The organism is Acinetobacter sp. COS3 (assembly GCF_000475335.1).
In the GTDB taxonomy this organism is placed as follows: Bacteria; Pseudomonadota; Gammaproteobacteria; order Pseudomonadales; family Moraxellaceae; genus Acinetobacter; species Acinetobacter venetianus.
In genome coordinates this window covers 15737-33249 of record NZ_AXCD01000001.1, presented here as the reverse complement: position 1 = coordinate 33249, position 17513 = coordinate 15737, and the positions used below count along the sequence as shown (strand labels likewise).

Genomic DNA, 17513 nt, shown 5'->3' with positions numbered 1-17513 from the left:
ACCTCTACTGATATCACCTTAGACAAAAGATATTGCTAAGTTTGCGAAGTCTTACGTGTAAATACATCATCACGTTGACAATTCATCTTAGCATAGTTATGGTATGAATAATAAGTTCTAAAAAAGAACTTAAATATATCTGCTACATTTGTGAGTGTGATCTAAATTGTGCTGAAAGGCTTAGCTCTGACAACGTAACTGCTAAGCATTTGTTGAATGGGGAAATTCTGCCCTAATCTAAGGAATTGAGGAACTATTAATGAATCCATTAGAAATGACTGGTTTGGAAATAATGCAAGCGTTTGCTCAAGGCTTAGTTCCTGAGCCGGGGATCGCAAAAACAATGCCTATGAAGCCACTAGAAGTAGAACATGGACGCATCGTATTTAGCGCAATTGCAGATGAAAGACATACCAATCCGTTAGGTGGCGTGCATGGAGGATTTGCTGCAACGGTTTTGGATTCTGTGACAGGTTGTGCAACACATACCGTTCTTGCTGCTGGGGAAGGGTATGGCACAACAGATCTGAATGTGAAAATGTGTCGTCCGTTGCCATTTAATAAGCAGTTAATTGCAGAAGGAAAAGTGATTAATGCGGGACGTAACTTAGTGATCTCTGAAGGTTATATTCGTGATGAAGAGGCAAAGCTTTATGCACATGCAACGGCAACCAACATGATTATTCGCCGTTAATTTATTTTTAAATATAAAAAAGCAAAGCCGAAGCTTTGCTTTTTTATCGAATACTATTTAGATTTTGTTGATCAAATCATTAATTTGTTTTGCTTGTTCAGCAGCATTACCTGTATATGTCGCAGGCTTAAGCTCAGCTAAACGAGCACGTTCCTCAGCAGGAACCTGTAATAATTCATCGCCATTTACGAAGTTCACCATCATGTCGCGTGTCATTGCTTGACCACGAGTAAGGGCTTTTAATTTTTCGTATGGTTTTTCAACATTATAACGGCGCATTACTGTTTGAATCGGTTCAGCAAGAACTTCTTGTGCTTGGTCTAAATCTTCATTTAAACGGTTCGCATTGAGTTCAAGTTTACCGATCCCTTTTAAGCAAGCATCAAAAGCAATCAAGCTTTGTGCAAAACCAACGCCCATGTTACGAAGAACAGTTGAGTCAGTTAAGTCACGCTGCCAACGAGAAACTGGAAGTTTTTCACCTAAGTGACCTAGTACAGCATTGGCAATACCCAAGTTACCTTCTGAGTTTTCGAAGTCGATAGGGTTTACTTTATGAGGCATCGTTGAAGAACCAACTTCACCGTCTTTTAATTTTTGCTTGAAGTAACCCAGTGAAATATAGCCCCAAACATCACGGTTAAAGTCGATCAAGATCGTGTTATAACGACGCAATGCATCAAACAATTCAGCCATGTAATCGTGTGGCTCAATTTGAGTTGTATATGGGTTGAATGCTAAACCTAAAGATTCAACAAATGCTTGAGCATGTGCAGCCCAATCAATTTCAGGGTAAGCAGAAAGGTGAGCATTATAGTTACCTACAGCACCATTGATTTTACCAAGTAATTCTACATTTTCGAATTGCTTGATTTGGCGCGCTAAACGATAAGCAACGTTAGCCATTTCTTTACCCAACGTAGTTGGGCTAGCAGTTTGACCATGAGTACGAGACAACATTGGTTGTTCAGCATGAGTTGTTGCTAGAGCAGAAATTGCATTCAAAATTTGCTTCATGCTTGTAACTAGAACTTCACGACCATTTTTAAGCATGAGCGCATGAGACAAGTTGTTGATGTCTTCAGACGTACATGCAAAGTGAATGAATTCACCTGCATTTTTTAATTCATCGATGTTGGCAATTTTTTCTTTAAGGAAATACTCAACAGCTTTTACATCATGGTTTGTGGTACGTTCGATTTCTTTAATGCGATTCGCATCTTCTTCTGAGAAGTTTGCTACGATTGCATCTAATGCGGCATTTGTTTCAGCAGAAAAAGCTGGAACTTCGATGATTTCTGCACGATTTGCAAGTGCTTGTAACCAACGCACTTCAACAGTGACACGAGCGTGGATTAAACCAAACTCAGACAAAAAAGGACGTAGCGCATCACATTTGCTTGCATAACGTCCATCAAGTGGTGAGAGTGCGGTTAAAGCATTCATACAGATTCCTTAATTTTGGAATAAACATAAAAAATAAATTCGTTTTAGCATCGGTTTATACCACCTGATACTGCAAACGAGCGAGAGCTTGAATATCTTGTAAAAGCTTACGTTTACTAAAAATCATACTCCATGAGCTGCCACCAAGTTGTCTCCAAAGATGAGCAAGCTGTAGACCTGTAAATAAGCAGGCACGGATTCGGTTGGTATGATTAATATCTTTGAATGCTTCGGCATTACCACGCACTAAAATTCGTGGATTGATTTGACCAGCTGTTTCAACGTAAGTTTGTGCCAGATTGGCAATAATACTTGGGTGTAAATAGTTGTTATCGAAAAAGGACAACTGCTTTAAAATTTTTTGTTGCGCTGTTTCGATGATTTTGACGTATTCAGGATTGCTATACACTTTCTTTTCAAGCTGTAGCAAAGCCATTGCATAAGACATCGGTAGCTTGGCAGTAGAAAGTTTGGGTACTCTTGATTTTGGTGCGCTATTAAACGGTTGAGTAATACAACCTTCTAATGTTTTTAGACCAAGTGAAATATCTGCAAGTTGATTAAAGAAGTCTAGCGTCTGAGTAGCATTGTTACTTGCTGGGCGGATATTTAAACTTGCTTTGATCAGCAGTTCACAATAAAAATTACCACTATCACCAATACTTTGCTGACCTGCCATTGCAGTCATATGCGTCAGTTGAGTTGCTTGAAAGACTGCTGCCAATGCCAAAGCACGGTTTTGTCTAACATTCAACGCTTGAGTGTGCTGAAAGGGTAACTCCGCCATGCTTCGCTTCCAATTTCCTTAAATAAAATCTGGTTGAGGTGCATTGGTATGGTGAATAACACCGCCGCCTAAGCAAACCTCTCCTGAATAAAACACCACACTTTGCCCAGGAGTAACGGCACGTTGTGGTTCATCGAATTCCACGCGAATTCCAGTTTCACTATGTTCATCACGGTAAATTGTACACGCTTGATCAGGCTGACGATAACGAGTTTTAGCTGTACATCGGAAACCTGTACTTGGAATATCCTGTTCGCCTGCAACCCAATCAATCGACTCGCTCCAAAGTTGCGTACTTTGCATCAATGGATGTTCATGACCTTGACCAATCACCAGTCGGTTATTTGCAATATCTTTATGTAATACGAACCATGCACCTTCTTGTACACCTTTCATACCACCAATACCAATACCACCACGTTGACCGAGCGTATAGTACATTAAGCCATGGTGTTCACCAACTTCTTTACCTGACTCTAAAACAATTTTTCCAGCTTGCGCAGGGAGATATTGTTTAAGAAAATCAGTAAAGCGACGTTCACCAATAAAGCAGATTCCAGTCGAGTCTTTCTTTTTCGCTGTAGCTAAATCAAGTTCTTCTGCAATGCGGCGAACTTCTGGTTTTTCAATTTCACCAACAGGGAATAGGGTCTTGTTAATTTCACGACCATGCACTGCATGTAAGAAATAAGTTTGGTCTTTATTATTATCCACACCACGTAACAATGGTGCGTAGGTTTCACCACGAGAGTTTTGTGTGCTTTCACCGCGTCGTGCATAGTGACCTGTTGCAATAAAATCTGCACCTAAAGTCATGGCATGGTCGAGGAACGCACGGAATTTAATTTCTTTATTACAGAGAATATCTGGGTTTGGTGTACGACCTGCTGCGTATTCAGCCAAGAAGTGTTCAAAGACACGATCCCAGTATTCCATTGCAAAGTTGGCGGTATGTAACTTAATGCCGATTTTATCTGCAACGGCTTGAGCATCCGCTAAATCTTCGAGTGCTGTGCAATATTCCGTTCCATCATCTTCTTCCCAGTTTTTCATGAAAAGACCTTCAACTTGATATCCTTGTTGAAGTAATAGCGCTGCAGAAACAGAAGAATCTACACCACCAGACATACCGACGATGACACGTTGTTGCATCTAATTAAGCATCCAAATGAGAAGTGAGTGAGGGAGAGAAAGGGTGCTCATAAATAAGCGATAAAGGATATTTTTTGCCAGCTTGGGCATCTTCAATAGCTTTTAAAACCAATGGACTGCGCGCACGAGCAGATTCTTGCAGTTCTTCCAAATTCATCCAAACCGCACCGATAATGCCTGTATCCAGTTGCGCATTTTCTTCAACTGATGCGACATGTGCTAAAAAACAAAAACGATAATAAGTACGATCTGGGAACATTGGTGGGGTATAAGTATAGATTCCAAGCAAATGATCTATTTCAACATGATGACCTGTTTCTTCTAAGGTCTCACGGATCGCTGCTTCAATAATGGTTTCACCACATTCGACATGACCAGCAGGTTGATTAAACACAGTATGTACAAAGCCTTCGCTGTGTTCTTCAACAAACAAAAAACGTCCGTCTTTTTCGACAACAGTGGCAACTGTGACATGAGGTGTCCAAGCGGTCATAGAAAGCACCATGGTTTTAAAAAACGTATTCTACAAAATTTGAGAGTTTTTGGCTATGTCGATATTGATTTACAAATTTTCATCTACAATTTGTCAAACCATTCTGTTTTAATTTCAACTTGTTCAATCAATTGAGTTGTGATTCCTAACTTGAGTTCTTTAAGTTTTTCACACAAGAGTTCACCATCTATCAAGTCTATTGGTGGAGCACCATCTCTAGTTGCCTCTTTTAAAGCATCTCTAGTGAAATTACCTGTAGTAATAAACAAGCCTTTATCTGCTCTTCCTTGCATAGCTCCTCTAAAATCTCTTATTTGGCTTGGTGATACAGAACCTTTATATCTTTTGCATTGAAAAATCACATGAAAACTTAAGAGTCCACTGACTCTTACTATACCTTTTCCATCAATTCCACCATCACCGACTTTTCCTGTGACCTCAACTTGCGAAAAGCCACTTTCTCTTAGAATTCGTTGAGCTAACCTTTCAAAAGCTGCAGGAGAGATATTGTATAAAATATTAAGAAGTTGTTCTTTCCACTCTTCGGAATAATCAACTTCATTTTTTGTTTCTTGTATCAAGTCCTCTGATGATTTACTCAATTTTTTATTTTGCTTATTATTTTTATCTTGTTCCCGTACATATTTAACAATTTCAAAAGAGTCCAGAGTCGAAATATCCACTGCTGTATTAATTAATGACCAGATACCACGGGAAGAGTTTTCTAATAACCCAAATTTTTTTAAATAAGTTTTGCTCCATGCTAGTCGATAATCTACTTCACTAACAGTACCATTTTCGCCATGAGGAATATTGATTATCTCATCGCTAATATTATGTAACTCATAAACTTTAGTATTGATTTCTTCATTACTACCAGAACCGCCTAGTTCGACTAGGGCTTTTACCGTAGGAATAATAAGCTCATCAAAGCTAGGTACTTGATTACTCATTCTTTTTCTTGCCATCTATCTAACCCCCATAAAAAACTAACTAGATAAAGTGATAATATATTTTTAAATTTTATTATTTTTTATAATTATCCTTCACTTTCACATAATTCTGCGCCGAATAAGGAAGGAACGCCATTTCTTTTTCAGTCAGTGCACGAACTTGTTGTACTGGACTACCAACATAGAGATAACCACTTTTTAAAACTTTACGTGGTGGCACAAGACTACCAGCACCAATCATTACATCATCTTCAATAATCACATCATCTAAAATCACAGTATTAATGCCGATCAAGACGCGATTACCAATCGTACAACCATGTAAGGTTACATGATGTCCAACGGTCACATCCTCACCAATCACTAAAGGTGAACCATTTGGTTTAGATTGATTTTTATGGCTGACATGCAACATACAATGATCTTGTACATTACTATTTTTGCCAATCTGAATTGAATTCACATCACCGCGAATCACGGCAAAAGGCCAGACAGAAACATTCTCAGCAAGTTTTACATCACCAATTACCACTGACATATCATCAATGTAACAACTTGAATCTATATCAGGTTTTTGGTCTAGATAAGGGCGAATGTTGTTTGACATAGCAGTATTCGATAGAAGATTTAAAAGAATTATAAAATAAAAAAGCACCCAAGCTAAATAGCATGAGTGCTTGATTTCACTATTCTAAAATTAGAATAAGTTACTGAAGAACATTTTGATGTGATCAATCATACGCGCAAAGAAACCCGCTTCTTCGACAGGTTTTAAAGCGACAAGTGGCTTCTCAGCAATCACTTTACCATCAAGGCTTGCAACTAATTTACCTACAACTTGACCTTTCGCTAAAGGCGCGTTCAATTTAGGTTGAACTACAAGTTGAGTTTTAATGTTATCCGCTCGACCTTTAGGCATCGTTACGCTGAAGTTCTCAGCTAAGCCAATTTGAACCTCATCTTCTTTACCGAACCAAACTTTGGCTTTAGCAAGTACTTGGTTTGCAGGTTGAACATTAACAGTTTCAAAGTTTGCAAAACCCCAAGCAAGTAAAGTACGTGTTTGGCTTGCGCGCTCATTCATGCTTGGTGTGCCGAAGATGACAGAGATCAAACGCATTGGCCCACGTTTACTTGAAGTTGTTAAGCAATAACCAGCTTCATTTGTATGACCTGTTTTTAAGCCATCAACACTTGGGTCAGTGTAAAGTAGGGCATTACGGTTGCCTTGCTTGATACCATTAAAGGTAAATTCTTTTTCTGAATAAATTGGGTAATATTTAGAACTGTCTTTGATAATGTGCTGAGCAAGAACAGCCATATCTTTCGCAGTAGAATAATGACCATCAGCAGGCATACCTGTTGAGTTGATGAAGTTTGTATTCACCATACCAACACGTTTTGCTTCTTGGTTCATCATGTAAGCAAAAGTACCTTCATTCCCTGCAATGTGTTCAGCCATTGCTTTAGACGCATCGTTACCTGACTGAATAATGATACCGCGTAACATTTCTAGAACTGTTGCAGTGCCGTTTAATGGAACATACATACATGATTCTGAACTGCTACCACGACACCACGCAGATTCATTCATGCGTACTTTTTCGTCTTCAGTTAATTCACCCTTTAAAAGTTTCTGTTCAATGATGTAGCTTGTCATCATTTTAGTCATTGAAGCAGGCGCAAGTTTTTCATTTTCATTTTTTGCAGCGAGAATCTGACCAGTCTCATAATCCATGAGTACATAGGATTTATTATTTAATTCTGGTGGCGCAGATAGGACAGTTGCTGCATAAGAAAAGCTTGGCAAAAGTAGTAATGCAGCAAGAGCGCTTTTTTGAGTCATTCTAAGTGGTTCCAATATCTTGTGTGAAGCAGTAGAGCCTAGCATTTTAGGATAAAGCAAAGCCGACTTCTATGGGCGAAGTCGGCTTTTTCATACAGTATTGTAACGAATCGGTTACTTAGAATAATAATTCCGAACATCATCACAGATTTGGCGATTATCTTCTTCAGAAGCTGCTTTTGCATCTGCGCGTGCTTCTTTTAAAGCAGCTTGGAAATCTTTGCTTTTTGCGCGTTTATTGAGGACTTCAACAGCATTTGGATCGTTGTTTAAATAAGCTTTAACTAAGTTTTCATAAGCTTTATTAAACTTGAGATCTTTTCCGATTAATTTAGGGCAAGTCTCAGAAATGACATAGATCGCAGCAAGCTCTTGAGGCGTGACGCTGTCAGTTGTTGGAGTAACTTCAATTTTCTCAGTCTCAGACTTTTTGTCAGCTGCAAAAACTGTAGGAGATAAAGTGCTAGACGCGATGAGAAATGATAAACCTAGTGTTTTAAAAACATTTTTCTTCATAAGAAACCAAACTCAAAACAAGACTTAAAGAATTTTAATAACTTATAGCATAAAGTAAATTTAAAATTGTATCTTTGCTGTAGGAACGATGGAGAAATTGTGGTTTTAAATTTTCATAATCTCAGACATTGCAACAATGCTGAGATGAAATTGTACTGAGGTTTATAAGCTTTATTTCTCCTAATATGCCTAATATAGATGAATTTACTTTTCGTATTATTATAAAAGTGGATGCGGTTAATAGAACTGTCCTCTAAATAACTAAGTTAGATAAAAAGACGAGTGAAAATAACAAATCTGTATCGAACAGGAGTAATAAAATGAAGACAAAATTCACAGGTGGTATTGATATCGCCCTTAAACTTCCACCACATCAATTTGAAGAAACGGTCATATTTTATCGCGATGTGATTGGCCTTAAACAAATTACAGAAAAAGGCACAGCAATAGGTTTTGAATTTGGCCCTGTCAATTTATGGATTGATGTTGCATCGGGAATGAGTCAGGCTGAGCTTTGGCTTGAACTATTTACTGATAATTTTTCTGAAGCTGCTGAATATTTGAGAGACGCTGGGGTAGTACGTTGTGATGCGATTGAACCTTTAGCTGAAGGTTTTCGAGGAGGTTGGATTATTAGCCCAGCCAATATTGTTCACATGGTCCGTGAACCTGATGCTTGGTAGTGATTGTTTAAGACGGGCTTCACTCATTTTGTGAGTAGATTAGGGATGTGGTTTTAAAGTGCCATATTTTAAAACCACATTGATGCTTTTAGAGGATTACTCTTCGTAATTCAATACATCTTCACAAACTGATTTTTGCTCAGCTTGGCCGACTTCTTTTGCTGCTTGACGCGCATCTGTCAGTAGATTTTGGAACTCGCTATCTTTTTGCAAGCTGTCTATAGTCGTGGACTTATTTGAGTAGTTACTTAAATAAGAATTAACAATTTTCTTAATATTTTGATCAAACTTTGCATTTTTACCAATAATGCTTGGACACATTTCGATCAGTACTTGTGCATTCGCGATATCATCTTTAATCAATGCATCCGCTTCAGCTGCTGAAACTGCTTCGTCAGCAAAAACCGTTGGTGCAGTAAGAAGTGCGAAACTCACCCCAAAAACTCGAATAAAATTAGATAAATGTCTCATAGTTACTTAAATTTCTAATACTAAGAAGTAATAAATATATATAATTCAATGAATAATTCAATTGAAAAAACTCAGCAGTAATATTTGAAGAGATAGGATTTTAGTGAATATTTTAATTGCAAATGATGATGGTGTTTTCGCTCCTGGTATTCAGGCTTTAGCACATGCTTTGAAACCTTTAGGTCGAGTGGTTGTAGTTGCGCCTGAAAGCGAGCGCAGTGGCTTTTCAAGTGCTTTAACGCTAGATCGTCCTTTACGTCCAGTGCAAATTTCGGAAGATGTTTGGGCGGTAAATGGTACACCAGCAGACTGTGTTTATTTATCTATGAATGGTCTGTTTGATTTTGAATTTGACCTAGTCGTGAGTGGTATCAATAGCGGTGCTAACTTAGGCGATGACGTTTTATATTCAGGTACAGTGGGCGCTGCATTTGAAGGTCGTTTAATGAAACATCCAGCAATTGCAGTCTCATTATCTGGTTCAAATGTACGTTCTTATGAACACCCTCAAGCATATGCACAAGCAGCAAAATGGGTGCATGATTTCATTGCTAATGGCTTACCGATTTTACCGCCACGTCATATTTTCAATATTAATATTCCTGATGTTGAAGAAATCAAAGGTGCTCAAATTACTTATCAAGGGCGTAGAGCGCAGTCAAAACCGATCACTAGTCATGTAGATCCGCGTGGCCGACAAGTTTATTGGATTGGACTCGCAGGTGAAGCTGTAACAGAACCTCAACCCGCTTCGAGTCACATTCAATCTGATTTCTTTGCGGTATCGAATGGATATGTCAGTATTACGCCGATTCAGATGGATGCAACAAATTATGCTGTGCTTGATGATTTACATGCTCTTGTAAATGGTTAGCGGTGGCTCTGTTATAACTTTGTGAATATAGAATGTGAAAACTCGTTTTTTTTCACTATTTTGGTACTCTAGGGCCGAAAATAAATTAAGCTTTTTTAAGATGGGGGTGAAGATGCACTTAAACCAAGTCTCGATTTTTCTATCACAGAAGATGATTAAAACAATCGTATTGTCTATGGCGGTAGCAACAACGGCGGCTATTGTGACTGGTTGTGCATCTAAACCGCAAATCCACGGCGGAACGCGTTTTGCTCAAGCTCCAAATTATTACACTGTTAAATCGGGTGATACATTAAGTGGCATTGCAAACCGTTATGGAATGAACTATCTTGATATTGCTGCGCTTAACGATATTGCACCGCCGTATCGAATTTATGTAAACCAATCTTTACGTTTGAAAGGTTCAGCATCTAAACGTACAACATCAACGCAAACGATTACACAAACTGCGCCGATTCAACGTCAAAGTATTCAGTTGCCTACGCAACAGCCTGTAGCACCGAAACCAGTTGTTCCAGTCGTTCCTGTAAATCCAACCTCATCTAATCTTGCTTCAAGCCTGCGTTGGGTTAAGCCATCAAATGGTCCTGTCATTCAAGCATTTAATTTGGCGAGTAATGTCAAAGGAACACGTTACGGTGGAAATGAAGGTGATCCAGTATTTGCTGCTGCCAATGGTCAGGTTGTTTATGCTGCTGATGGTCTAAAAGAATATGGTAACTTAGTGTTGGTTAAGCATATTGATGGCTATATCACAGCGTATGCACATAACAGCAAAATGCTCGTGAAGAGTGGCGATAATGTCACTGCTGGTCAGAAAATCGCTGAAATGGGTTCTTCAGGTGCAACACGCGTGATGCTGGAATTCCAAGTTCGTTTAGATGGTAAACCAGTCAATCCAACTACAGTTTTACCAAATTAATTTTTCTTTTTGGCAAAACAAACTTTCAACAAATTGTTAATAATCACTGGTCTAAGACTAGACTTCTCTGTATACTCTTATAGATTGCTTTAATTAGAACAATAAGCATATAAATAAATAGAGGGAAGTCTATGTTAGATCAATTGCGTGCAATGGGGGTCTTTGCGTGTGTTGTAGAGAAAAGTTCTTTCAGTGGTGCAGCGAGAGAATTAGGAATTACAACAAGTGCAGTCAGTCAGCAAATCCGTTCTTTAGAACAAGAAATGGATGTCACTTTATTACATCGTTCAACACGTAAGCTTAGTCTTACTGAAGCAGGGCAAGCATTCTTTTTAAGTTGTCAAGAAATGCTCGCAGCGGCTGAACGAGGTAAAATTCGTATTAATGAGTTACGTGATGATCTGGTGGGTGATTTACGAATCTCGACTACACCTGAGTTAGGTGCATTACATGTTATCCCAGCACTTTCTCATTGGATGTCAGCGCATAAGGGCTTGGCAATTCATTTTGAAGCAGATCATCGTTATATCGACTTAATTGAAGAGCGGATTGATATCGCTGTTAGAATGAGTCTAAAAATGGATGATCATAATCTAACAGCAGTTCCACTGGCTCGTGTCGATCAAGTATTGGTTGCTTCGCCAAGCTATCTGAATCAATCTTTGCCGATTACGCGACCAGAAGACCTTCGTCATCATGAGTTGCTTCCAGTAACCTTAATGCAAAATTATCAGCATTTTGCATTCCGTCATGGATTGAGTGGTGAAGTGGTAAATGTAGATATGAAAACGCGCTTAGGTACGAATAACGTTTTTGTCGCGAAGTCACTCTGCCAACAAGGACATGGTATTGCACGTATTCTTTATATGGATATTCAAAAAGAGTTAATCAATGGCTCATTGGTCGAGGTATTGCCTGACTGGCACATGCCATCTTATACCTTGCATGCTTTAACATCGAAACGTGAACAATATCCAATGAAAGTTCATCGTTGTATTGATGCATTAAAGCAATATTTTGCACAACTCCCTGGAGGCCGTTCCTTGCAAGGGGTAGCCTAACAAAAAAGCCATGTTCCGAGGAACATGGCTTTTTCTTTTAACGATGTTTCTTTTTACTGAGAGTTTTTAGCGTTTTAGCTTCAGCAAGAGCTTCCTCAGAAGCTTTGGTATCGGCTTCATCTTTTTTAGACTTCTTACGTTTTTTCTTTTTCTTTGGTTCATCCTCTTCTACAGCTTCACCATCTTCTATCGCTTGCCAGTACTCAAGTTGTTCCATCACCGCAGCATAGATTGAGTTTTTGCTGTAACGACCCTTTTTATCAAGTGTTCCTACTGGACGAGCCATTAAAATTTCTAAAGCTTGATCAATGGTGTCAATCGCATGTACGTGGAATTGCCCACTTTCAACGGCATCAATAACATCTTGACGTAACATGAGGTGTTGCATGTTTTGACGAGGAATGATGACACCTTGTTTACCTGTGAGTCCTTGCAGCTTACAAGCATCGTAAAAGCCTTCAATTTTGGCATTTACGCCGCCAATTGGCTGAACTTGTCCTAATTGGTTCATTGATCCAGTAATTGCCCAAGATTGATCAATTGGAATCTGACAAATCGCAGAAATGAGTGCAGAAAGTTCAGCTACAGTTGCACTATCACCATCCACTTGTCCATAACTTTGCTCAAAAGCTAATGCTGCTGAGAAGTGCAGAATTTGTTCACGACCAAAGTGAGCTTTGAGGAAGCTCGACATGAGCAATACCCCTTTAGCATGTAATGAACCACCTAGCTCAACACTACGTTCGATATCTAAGATATCACCACCACCTTGATAAACTGAGGCAGTGAGGCGAGAGGGTAAACCAAACTCGACATCAGCATAGTGAATTACAGATAGAGCATTAATTTGACCTAGACGATGACCTGAGGTTTCTATCAGTTGAGTGCCACGGGATAGATCTTGCCAGTAAAGCTCACGTAAATACCCTAAGCGATATTGACGATGATGAAGCGCTTGATTCACATGCTGATCCGTTACGATTTTATCGCCACTTTTGAAAGCATGATGATGTGCTTCACGGATTAAATCACCCAGCGTAGACGCATGTAATGAAAGTGAACTTTGATCTTCTGCTTGGCGACTTGAATCGGTGAGCAAAGCGGCTAAAGCCGAACGATCAAATGGAAGTAACTTATCTGCTTGTACGTAGTCTGCAATCAACTGCATATATGCTTGTTCATTACTGTCATTACGTTGTAATGTATCAGTAAAATCAGCACGAATTTTGAAAACGCTACCGAGTTCAGGCTCAACTTCTAAAATTTCATAATAGATTTCAGGTTCAGCAAGAAGTACGACTTTGAGATCCAAAGGAACAGAAGCAGGTTCAATTGAAATACTGCCAGTTAACGTCAGCATATGTTCAAGAGATGAAAGCTTAAGTTGTCCTGATTTAAGTGCGCGCTTTAAACCTTGCCAAGCATAAGGTTGCTCAAGTAGATGCTCAGCCTCAAGCATGAGGAAGCCACCATTCGCTTGATGTAATGAACCCGGACGGATTAAGGTAAAGTCTGTCGTGATCGTACCATTATGAGTAAGCTGTTCAACATGCCCAAGTAAGTTATAGTGAGTTGGGAAATCCTCAAAAATAACAGGCGCACCACTATTTGGTTTATTCGATACGATGACATTGGCTTGATAACGAGAAGGGACCCGATTAAATAAAGCAGGCGTAAAGTCATCCTCTTCCTGTTCTAAAATCAGTTCAACATTATCGATAATGTCATCAGCATATTGTTTAAGAAATTGCTCTAAACCTTTAACTTCTTTGTTTTTGTTTAGAATCAGGTCAACACGCGGCATAACCACTTGTGTCGCAATTTCTCGATTTAGGCTAGACACCTGATCTCGCGCATCATCTTCCAAATCACCAAGATGTAGACCAAGTCGGTCTAATTTTTTTTCCATATAGCGAATATTGGAGGTAATCTCAGCGCGTTCTTTATTGCTAAGCGTATCAATATCTTCTTGCGTCAACTCATGATATTCATCATCTCGAAGCTGCATTGGAATGAAGACATGTTTGTCATTACGGGAAATAAGCTTAAGGTCTAGGTCTTCACCTTCTTTAGTCAGTTCAACTAATGCTTGCTGTTGAACTTCACCTGTCGCTTGGCGAATACGTTCGATACGATTGTGGTAGCTTTCAGCGCTAAAGCGACGTTCGAGCTGTTTTAAAATAACCTGCCATGCTTGTTGTAAAGCATTTTGAAATTTGGTTCCTTGCCCAGCTGGGAAGCGTAAAGCAATCGGTTGTCTTGGATTTTTGAAGTTATTGACATATACCCAATCATCTGGGGTTTGCATGGTCTTGGCATGTTGCTGTAACAAACGTTTAATCATTGTGCGTTTGCCTAGCCCCGCTGTACCGACTGCAAATATGTTGTAGCCAGAATAAGGTAAAGAAATTCCAGCCTCAACAGACGCGCGTGCACGATCTTGCCCAAGAAAATTATTGAGCGGTTTGATACGTCGAGTCGAGCTTGGAATTTCTAATAAATCTGGAATATGTGTCAGTTGTTCTGCTTTTAAAGCTGTTTTAATTAGTGTTGGTTTGATTTCCGTCTGTTCAAAAGCGCTTGGGAATGAATTAAGTGTTGCTGTAATCGTGTTTGTTGGTGTTGATGATAAAGCTGTTGCAGTCATTTGATCGAGTTTTTGGGTCATTGCTATCCAACAAATAAACGTTAGTTGAGGGTTTGGTCATTTGATATTCCAGATATGCTTATATGACTGACAAAAACTTGCTTTATTTTTGAACTAGGTTGCAAGCATATTTGAAGTATCAATCGACTCTCTTAAAGGTATACAGTTTTAGGCCTAAAGATCAAGCGAACTTGTGTTTTTTATCGACAAAACAAAACAATGGTTGCATAAAGCAACTTGCAAGCAATCACAAGAAACGATTGAATAAGCACATTCACGCATATTCATGGAAAATAATAAGCAATGACGACTCAAGCCTCTGGTTGGGCAGCTGCATTTAAAGCTTTTTTAGATCGCCGTGCTCTGATTATGTTATTTCTTGGTTTCTCTGCGGGGATACCAATTCTATTGATTTTTTCTAGCTTATCATTGTGGCTAGGTGAGGCTGGTATTGATAAAAGTGCAGTGACTTTTTTTAGTTGGGCTGCATTAGGGTATTCATTTAAATTTGTTTGGGCACCATTGATTGATGAGTTACCTGTACCATTTTTGACGAAGTTGTTAGGTCGTCGACGTGCTTGGCTGTTAATTGCACAGTGTTTGATTATCTGTGCCATTTGTATTATGGCCTTTTCTGATCCAGCGCTTGGGCAAAGCTATTTAATTCAAATGGCGGCTGGAGCCGTTTTACTTGGTTTCTCTGCTGCTACCCAAGACATTGTGATTGATGCTTATCGTATTGAGCTTGCTGAAACAGAAATGCAGACAGTGTTAGCATCAACATACAATGCAGGTTATCGAATCGGGATGATTGTTGCTGGGGCTGGCGCATTATTCTTAGCAGCCTATTTAGGTACAGCAAAAGGTAATTATATTTACGAGGCTTGGAAATATACTTACTTAGCGATGGCAGCCGTGATGGCAATCGGGATCATCACAACACTCAGTATCCGTGAACCTCGGGTTAATCGCGTTTATAAGCATTATAAAACCACAGATTATTACCGCTTGGTCTTTGTTTTCTTTATTGCTGTTGCAACTTTTGTCTGTTGTTATATTTATTCGGATGACATTATTCAGTATTTGCAAACCCAATGGAAAATCAATGACAGCATACTGAAATTTTTGATGGAGGCAGTTCGTTTTCTCAGTTCAGGTGCTGGTGCTGTTTTTGTCGCTTCTTTATTAATTAAACTAGGTGTAGTGAATAAGCAAATGGCGCATGAAACATGGGTTGCGCCGATTTTAGATTTCTTTAAACGGTATGGTGTTAAGCTTGCACTTGTACTTTTATTGCTGATCGGTTTCTTCCGTATTTCAGACATTATTGCGGGTGTAATCTCGAATGTGTTCTATCAAGATTTAAATTTCAGTAAAGAGCAAATTGCTGAAGCGGTTAAAATTTATGGTGTTTTATTCAGTTTGGTTGGTGGTTTCTTAGGTGGCTTATTAGCACAACGCATGAATATTATGAAGCTCATGTTTGTTGGTGCTGTTTTGGCGAGTTCGACCAATTTGATTTTTATTGGTCTGGTCAAGTCAGGTAAGCCGCTTGATCAAGTTGAATTGCAAATCGGGGATAAGCATTATCAAGTAAAAACTGATGAAGTTGGATATTGGAAATTACAAGTACCGAATCAAGAATTGTTAAATGCCCACTCGGTACAAGTCAGTACTCAGTATCAAAATCAGGCTGACTCAAAAATCAAACTGGAAGTTCCATATTTGATTGAAACAACGCAGCCTCAAATTCAATTGTTGCCGATTAGCAGTGATGATCAGCTAACCGCAAATGAATTGAAGCAAAGTTTGGTTGTGAAAGGGCAGTTGGCTAATGTATCCATAACAGATTTGGATAGTGAGCGGCCTGTCGTCTTAAAATTAGATGGGCAAGAGTTTGTCGCAAAAGTTGATCAGAGTGGTTTATTTAATGGTGTAATTGATGGCAAGGCTTTACAAGCATCATCAACTAGAAAAATTACAGCTTTAGCGAATTTGACAAATAATAACGGCAATCAGTTATTGGCTACGCGACAATATCAAATCAATACAACAGCTCAAGCAAACTCTGCCTTGGATATTGACATTCAACCTGTTGCGGTCGTAAGTCCTGATCAGCAAGGTTCAGTCGAGCTTTCCGGTAAAATCATCAAAACTTATAGTTCTTTATGGCTTTACATGGCCATCATTATGGATAATTTAGCTTCTGGTTTAGCCGGTGCCGCATTTATTGCATTTTTATCGAGTTTAACCAGTGTTTCGTTTACAGCGGTTCAGTATGCCATTTTCAGCTCATTAATGACCTTAACACCAAAACTGTTAGGCGGTTATTCGGGCACAATTGTCAGCAATATTGGTTATCCGAATTTCTTTTTGATGACAACTTTAATTGGTATACCTATTTTAATTCTCGTGGTTTGGGTTGCTAAACTTTTACGTGACCATGAGAACCAAACAACACAACAGGCAGGTGAATAAATATGCGCATGTTACATACGATGCTACGAGTAGGCAATTTAGAGCAATCTTTAAAGTTCTATACTGAAGTGCTTGGTATGAAATTGCTACGCAAACGTGATTATGAAGAAGGGCGTTTTACTTTGGCTTTCGTTGGTTATGGCGACGAAGAAAACAATACGGTGCTTGAACTCACCCATAACTGGGATACATCTAGTTATGAATTAGGTAATGCATACGGACATATCGCGATTGGTGTTGATGATGCCTATAAAGCATGTGAAGAGATCAAGGCGCGTGGTGGTAAAGTTGTGCGTGAAGCTGGACCAATGAAAGGTGGTGTAACGGTAATAGCATTCGTTGAAGATCCTGACGGTTACAAGGTTGAATTAATTCAACAGGATAAAAATGCACGTAATAACTAATTTGAATTCATCTTAAGCTGAAGAATTCTCATTTAAAAGCGCTAGCATTATTTATATAGCCCAGTATGATGTGTTGATCAAATGGT

General features: G+C 39.0%; 17 protein-coding genes. 7 read left to right on the top strand and 10 right to left on the bottom strand.

Features of this window, described 5'->3' with window-relative positions; genetic code table 11:
• Positions 1-259 precede the first annotated feature (259 nt).
• Positions 260-694 carry a PaaI family thioesterase gene (locus IO68_RS17410; RefSeq protein WP_023012332.1) on the top strand — a complete coding sequence of 145 codons (435 nt, stop codon included), beginning with the start codon at positions 260-262 and terminating at the stop codon, positions 692-694.
• A gap of 57 nt (positions 695-751) precedes the next feature.
• On the opposite strand, the gene purB is transcribed toward IO68_RS17410, so the two are convergent.
• The 8 genes from purB to IO68_RS17370 all read right to left on the bottom strand — a co-directional run bounded on the left by purB (position 752) and on the right by IO68_RS17370 (position 7887).
• Positions 752-2140, bottom strand: a complete 1389-nt coding sequence (gene purB, locus IO68_RS17405; protein ID WP_023012331.1) for an adenylosuccinate lyase — start codon at positions 2138-2140, stop codon at positions 752-754.
• Positions 2141-2195: 55 nt separating this feature from the next.
• On the bottom strand, positions 2196-2927 hold the full coding sequence (hflD, locus tag IO68_RS17400; protein WP_004880522.1) for a high frequency lysogenization protein HflD: 732 nt from the start codon (positions 2925-2927) through the stop codon (positions 2196-2198).
• Between the two features lie 18 nt (positions 2928-2945).
• Complete coding sequence (gene mnmA / locus IO68_RS17395; RefSeq protein ID WP_004880521.1) at positions 2946-4079, bottom strand: tRNA 2-thiouridine(34) synthase MnmA; 1134 nt, start codon at positions 4077-4079, stop codon at positions 2946-2948.
• A gap of 4 nt (positions 4080-4083) precedes the next feature.
• Positions 4084-4572 carry an NUDIX hydrolase gene (locus IO68_RS17390; RefSeq protein ID WP_023012330.1) on the bottom strand — a complete coding sequence of 163 codons (489 nt, stop codon included), beginning with the start codon at positions 4570-4572 and terminating at the stop codon, positions 4084-4086.
• Positions 4573-4655: 83 nt separating this feature from the next.
• On the bottom strand, positions 4656-5540 hold the full coding sequence (locus IO68_RS17385; RefSeq protein ID WP_004880519.1) for a restriction endonuclease: 885 nt from the start codon (positions 5538-5540) through the stop codon (positions 4656-4658).
• Positions 5541-5598: 58 nt separating this feature from the next.
• Positions 5599-6132, bottom strand: coding sequence for a gamma carbonic anhydrase family protein (locus IO68_RS17380; protein WP_023012329.1), 534 nt, complete (start codon positions 6130-6132; stop codon positions 5599-5601).
• Positions 6133-6222: 90 nt separating this feature from the next.
• On the bottom strand, positions 6223-7371 hold the full coding sequence (dacC, locus tag IO68_RS17375) for a D-alanyl-D-alanine carboxypeptidase PBP5/6 (protein WP_004880516.1): 1149 nt from the start codon (positions 7369-7371) through the stop codon (positions 6223-6225).
• Positions 7372-7485: 114 nt separating this feature from the next.
• Positions 7486-7887, bottom strand: coding sequence for an MCR_0457 family protein (locus IO68_RS17370; protein WP_004880513.1), 402 nt, complete (start codon positions 7885-7887; stop codon positions 7486-7488).
• A 320-nt stretch (positions 7888-8207) separates the two neighbouring features.
• Here IO68_RS17370 and IO68_RS17365 point away from each other — a divergent pair, with 320 nt between their 5' ends.
• A complete protein-coding gene (locus IO68_RS17365) occupies positions 8208-8570 on the top strand; it encodes a glyoxalase/bleomycin resistance/dioxygenase family protein (protein ID WP_023012328.1) in 363 nt (120 codons plus the stop codon).
• Positions 8571-8666: 96 nt separating this feature from the next.
• On the opposite strand, the gene IO68_RS17360 is transcribed toward IO68_RS17365, so the two are convergent.
• The gene (locus IO68_RS17360) at positions 8667-9041 is read right to left on the bottom strand and encodes an MCR_0457 family protein (RefSeq protein WP_031234624.1); all 375 of its coding nucleotides are present in this window, start codon (positions 9039-9041) and stop codon (positions 8667-8669) included.
• A 103-nt stretch (positions 9042-9144) separates the two neighbouring features.
• Here IO68_RS17360 and surE point away from each other — a divergent pair, with 103 nt between their 5' ends.
• From surE to IO68_RS17345, 3 genes are all read left to right on the top strand, one after another.
• Positions 9145-9915: a 5'/3'-nucleotidase SurE gene (gene surE / locus IO68_RS17355; protein ID WP_019384849.1), complete on the top strand. Its 771-nt coding sequence runs from the start codon at positions 9145-9147 to the stop codon at positions 9913-9915.
• A 112-nt stretch (positions 9916-10027) separates the two neighbouring features.
• Positions 10028-10837, top strand: coding sequence for a peptidoglycan DD-metalloendopeptidase family protein (locus IO68_RS17350; protein ID WP_023012326.1), 810 nt, complete (start codon positions 10028-10030; stop codon positions 10835-10837).
• 131 nt (positions 10838-10968) lie between these two features.
• On the top strand, positions 10969-11898 hold the full coding sequence (locus IO68_RS17345; RefSeq protein WP_004880504.1) for a LysR family transcriptional regulator: 930 nt from the start codon (positions 10969-10971) through the stop codon (positions 11896-11898).
• Positions 11899-11935: 37 nt separating this feature from the next.
• Here the strand turns inward: IO68_RS17345 and IO68_RS17340 are convergent, their stop codons facing one another.
• Positions 11936-14566 (bottom strand): Lon protease family protein, encoded by a 2631-nt coding sequence (locus IO68_RS17340; protein ID WP_023012325.1) that lies wholly within the window; start codon positions 14564-14566, stop codon positions 11936-11938.
• A 282-nt stretch (positions 14567-14848) separates the two neighbouring features.
• Here IO68_RS17340 and IO68_RS17335 point away from each other — a divergent pair, with 282 nt between their 5' ends.
• Together IO68_RS17335 and gloA are read left to right on the top strand one after the other, a co-directional pair.
• The gene (locus tag IO68_RS17335; RefSeq protein ID WP_023012324.1) at positions 14849-17023 is read left to right on the top strand and encodes an AmpG family muropeptide MFS transporter; all 2175 of its coding nucleotides are present in this window, start codon (positions 14849-14851) and stop codon (positions 17021-17023) included.
• A gap of 2 nt (positions 17024-17025) precedes the next feature.
• Complete coding sequence (gene gloA, locus IO68_RS17330) at positions 17026-17427, top strand: lactoylglutathione lyase (protein WP_007483719.1); 402 nt, start codon at positions 17026-17028, stop codon at positions 17425-17427.
• The last annotated feature ends 86 nt before the right edge of the window (positions 17428-17513 follow it).

Coding starts and splice junctions, on each gene's coding strand:
- IO68_RS17390 (WP_023012330.1), bottom strand. CDS start 4,572: ATGACCGCTTGGACACCTCATGTCACAGTTGCCACTGTTGTCGAAAAA.
- IO68_RS17345 (WP_004880504.1), top strand. CDS start 10,969: ATGTTAGATCAATTGCGTGCAATGGGGGTCTTTGCGTGTGTTGTAGAG.
- IO68_RS17340 (WP_023012325.1), bottom strand. CDS start 14,566: ATGACCCAAAAACTCGATCAAATGACTGCAACAGCTTTATCATCAACA.
- mnmA (WP_004880521.1), bottom strand. CDS start 4,079: ATGCAACAACGTGTCATCGTCGGTATGTCTGGTGGTGTAGATTCTTCT.
- IO68_RS17385 (WP_004880519.1), bottom strand. CDS start 5,540: ATGGCAAGAAAAAGAATGAGTAATCAAGTACCTAGCTTTGATGAGCTT.
- IO68_RS17380 (WP_023012329.1), bottom strand. CDS start 6,132: ATGTCAAACAACATTCGCCCTTATCTAGACCAAAAACCTGATATAGAT.
- dacC (WP_004880516.1), bottom strand. CDS start 7,371: ATGACTCAAAAAAGCGCTCTTGCTGCATTACTACTTTTGCCAAGCTTT.
- IO68_RS17350 (WP_023012326.1), top strand. CDS start 10,028: ATGCACTTAAACCAAGTCTCGATTTTTCTATCACAGAAGATGATTAAA.
- purB (WP_023012331.1), bottom strand. CDS start 2,140: ATGAATGCTTTAACCGCACTCTCACCACTTGATGGACGTTATGCAAGC.
- IO68_RS17365 (WP_023012328.1), top strand. CDS start 8,208: ATGAAGACAAAATTCACAGGTGGTATTGATATCGCCCTTAAACTTCCA.
- gloA (WP_007483719.1), top strand. CDS start 17,026: ATGCGCATGTTACATACGATGCTACGAGTAGGCAATTTAGAGCAATCT.
- hflD (WP_004880522.1), bottom strand. CDS start 2,927: ATGGCGGAGTTACCCTTTCAGCACACTCAAGCGTTGAATGTTAGACAA.
- IO68_RS17335 (WP_023012324.1), top strand. CDS start 14,849: ATGACGACTCAAGCCTCTGGTTGGGCAGCTGCATTTAAAGCTTTTTTA.
- IO68_RS17410 (WP_023012332.1), top strand. CDS start 260: ATGAATCCATTAGAAATGACTGGTTTGGAAATAATGCAAGCGTTTGCT.
- IO68_RS17370 (WP_004880513.1), bottom strand. CDS start 7,887: ATGAAGAAAAATGTTTTTAAAACACTAGGTTTATCATTTCTCATCGCG.
- IO68_RS17360 (WP_031234624.1), bottom strand. CDS start 9,041: ATGAGACATTTATCTAATTTTATTCGAGTTTTTGGGGTGAGTTTCGCA.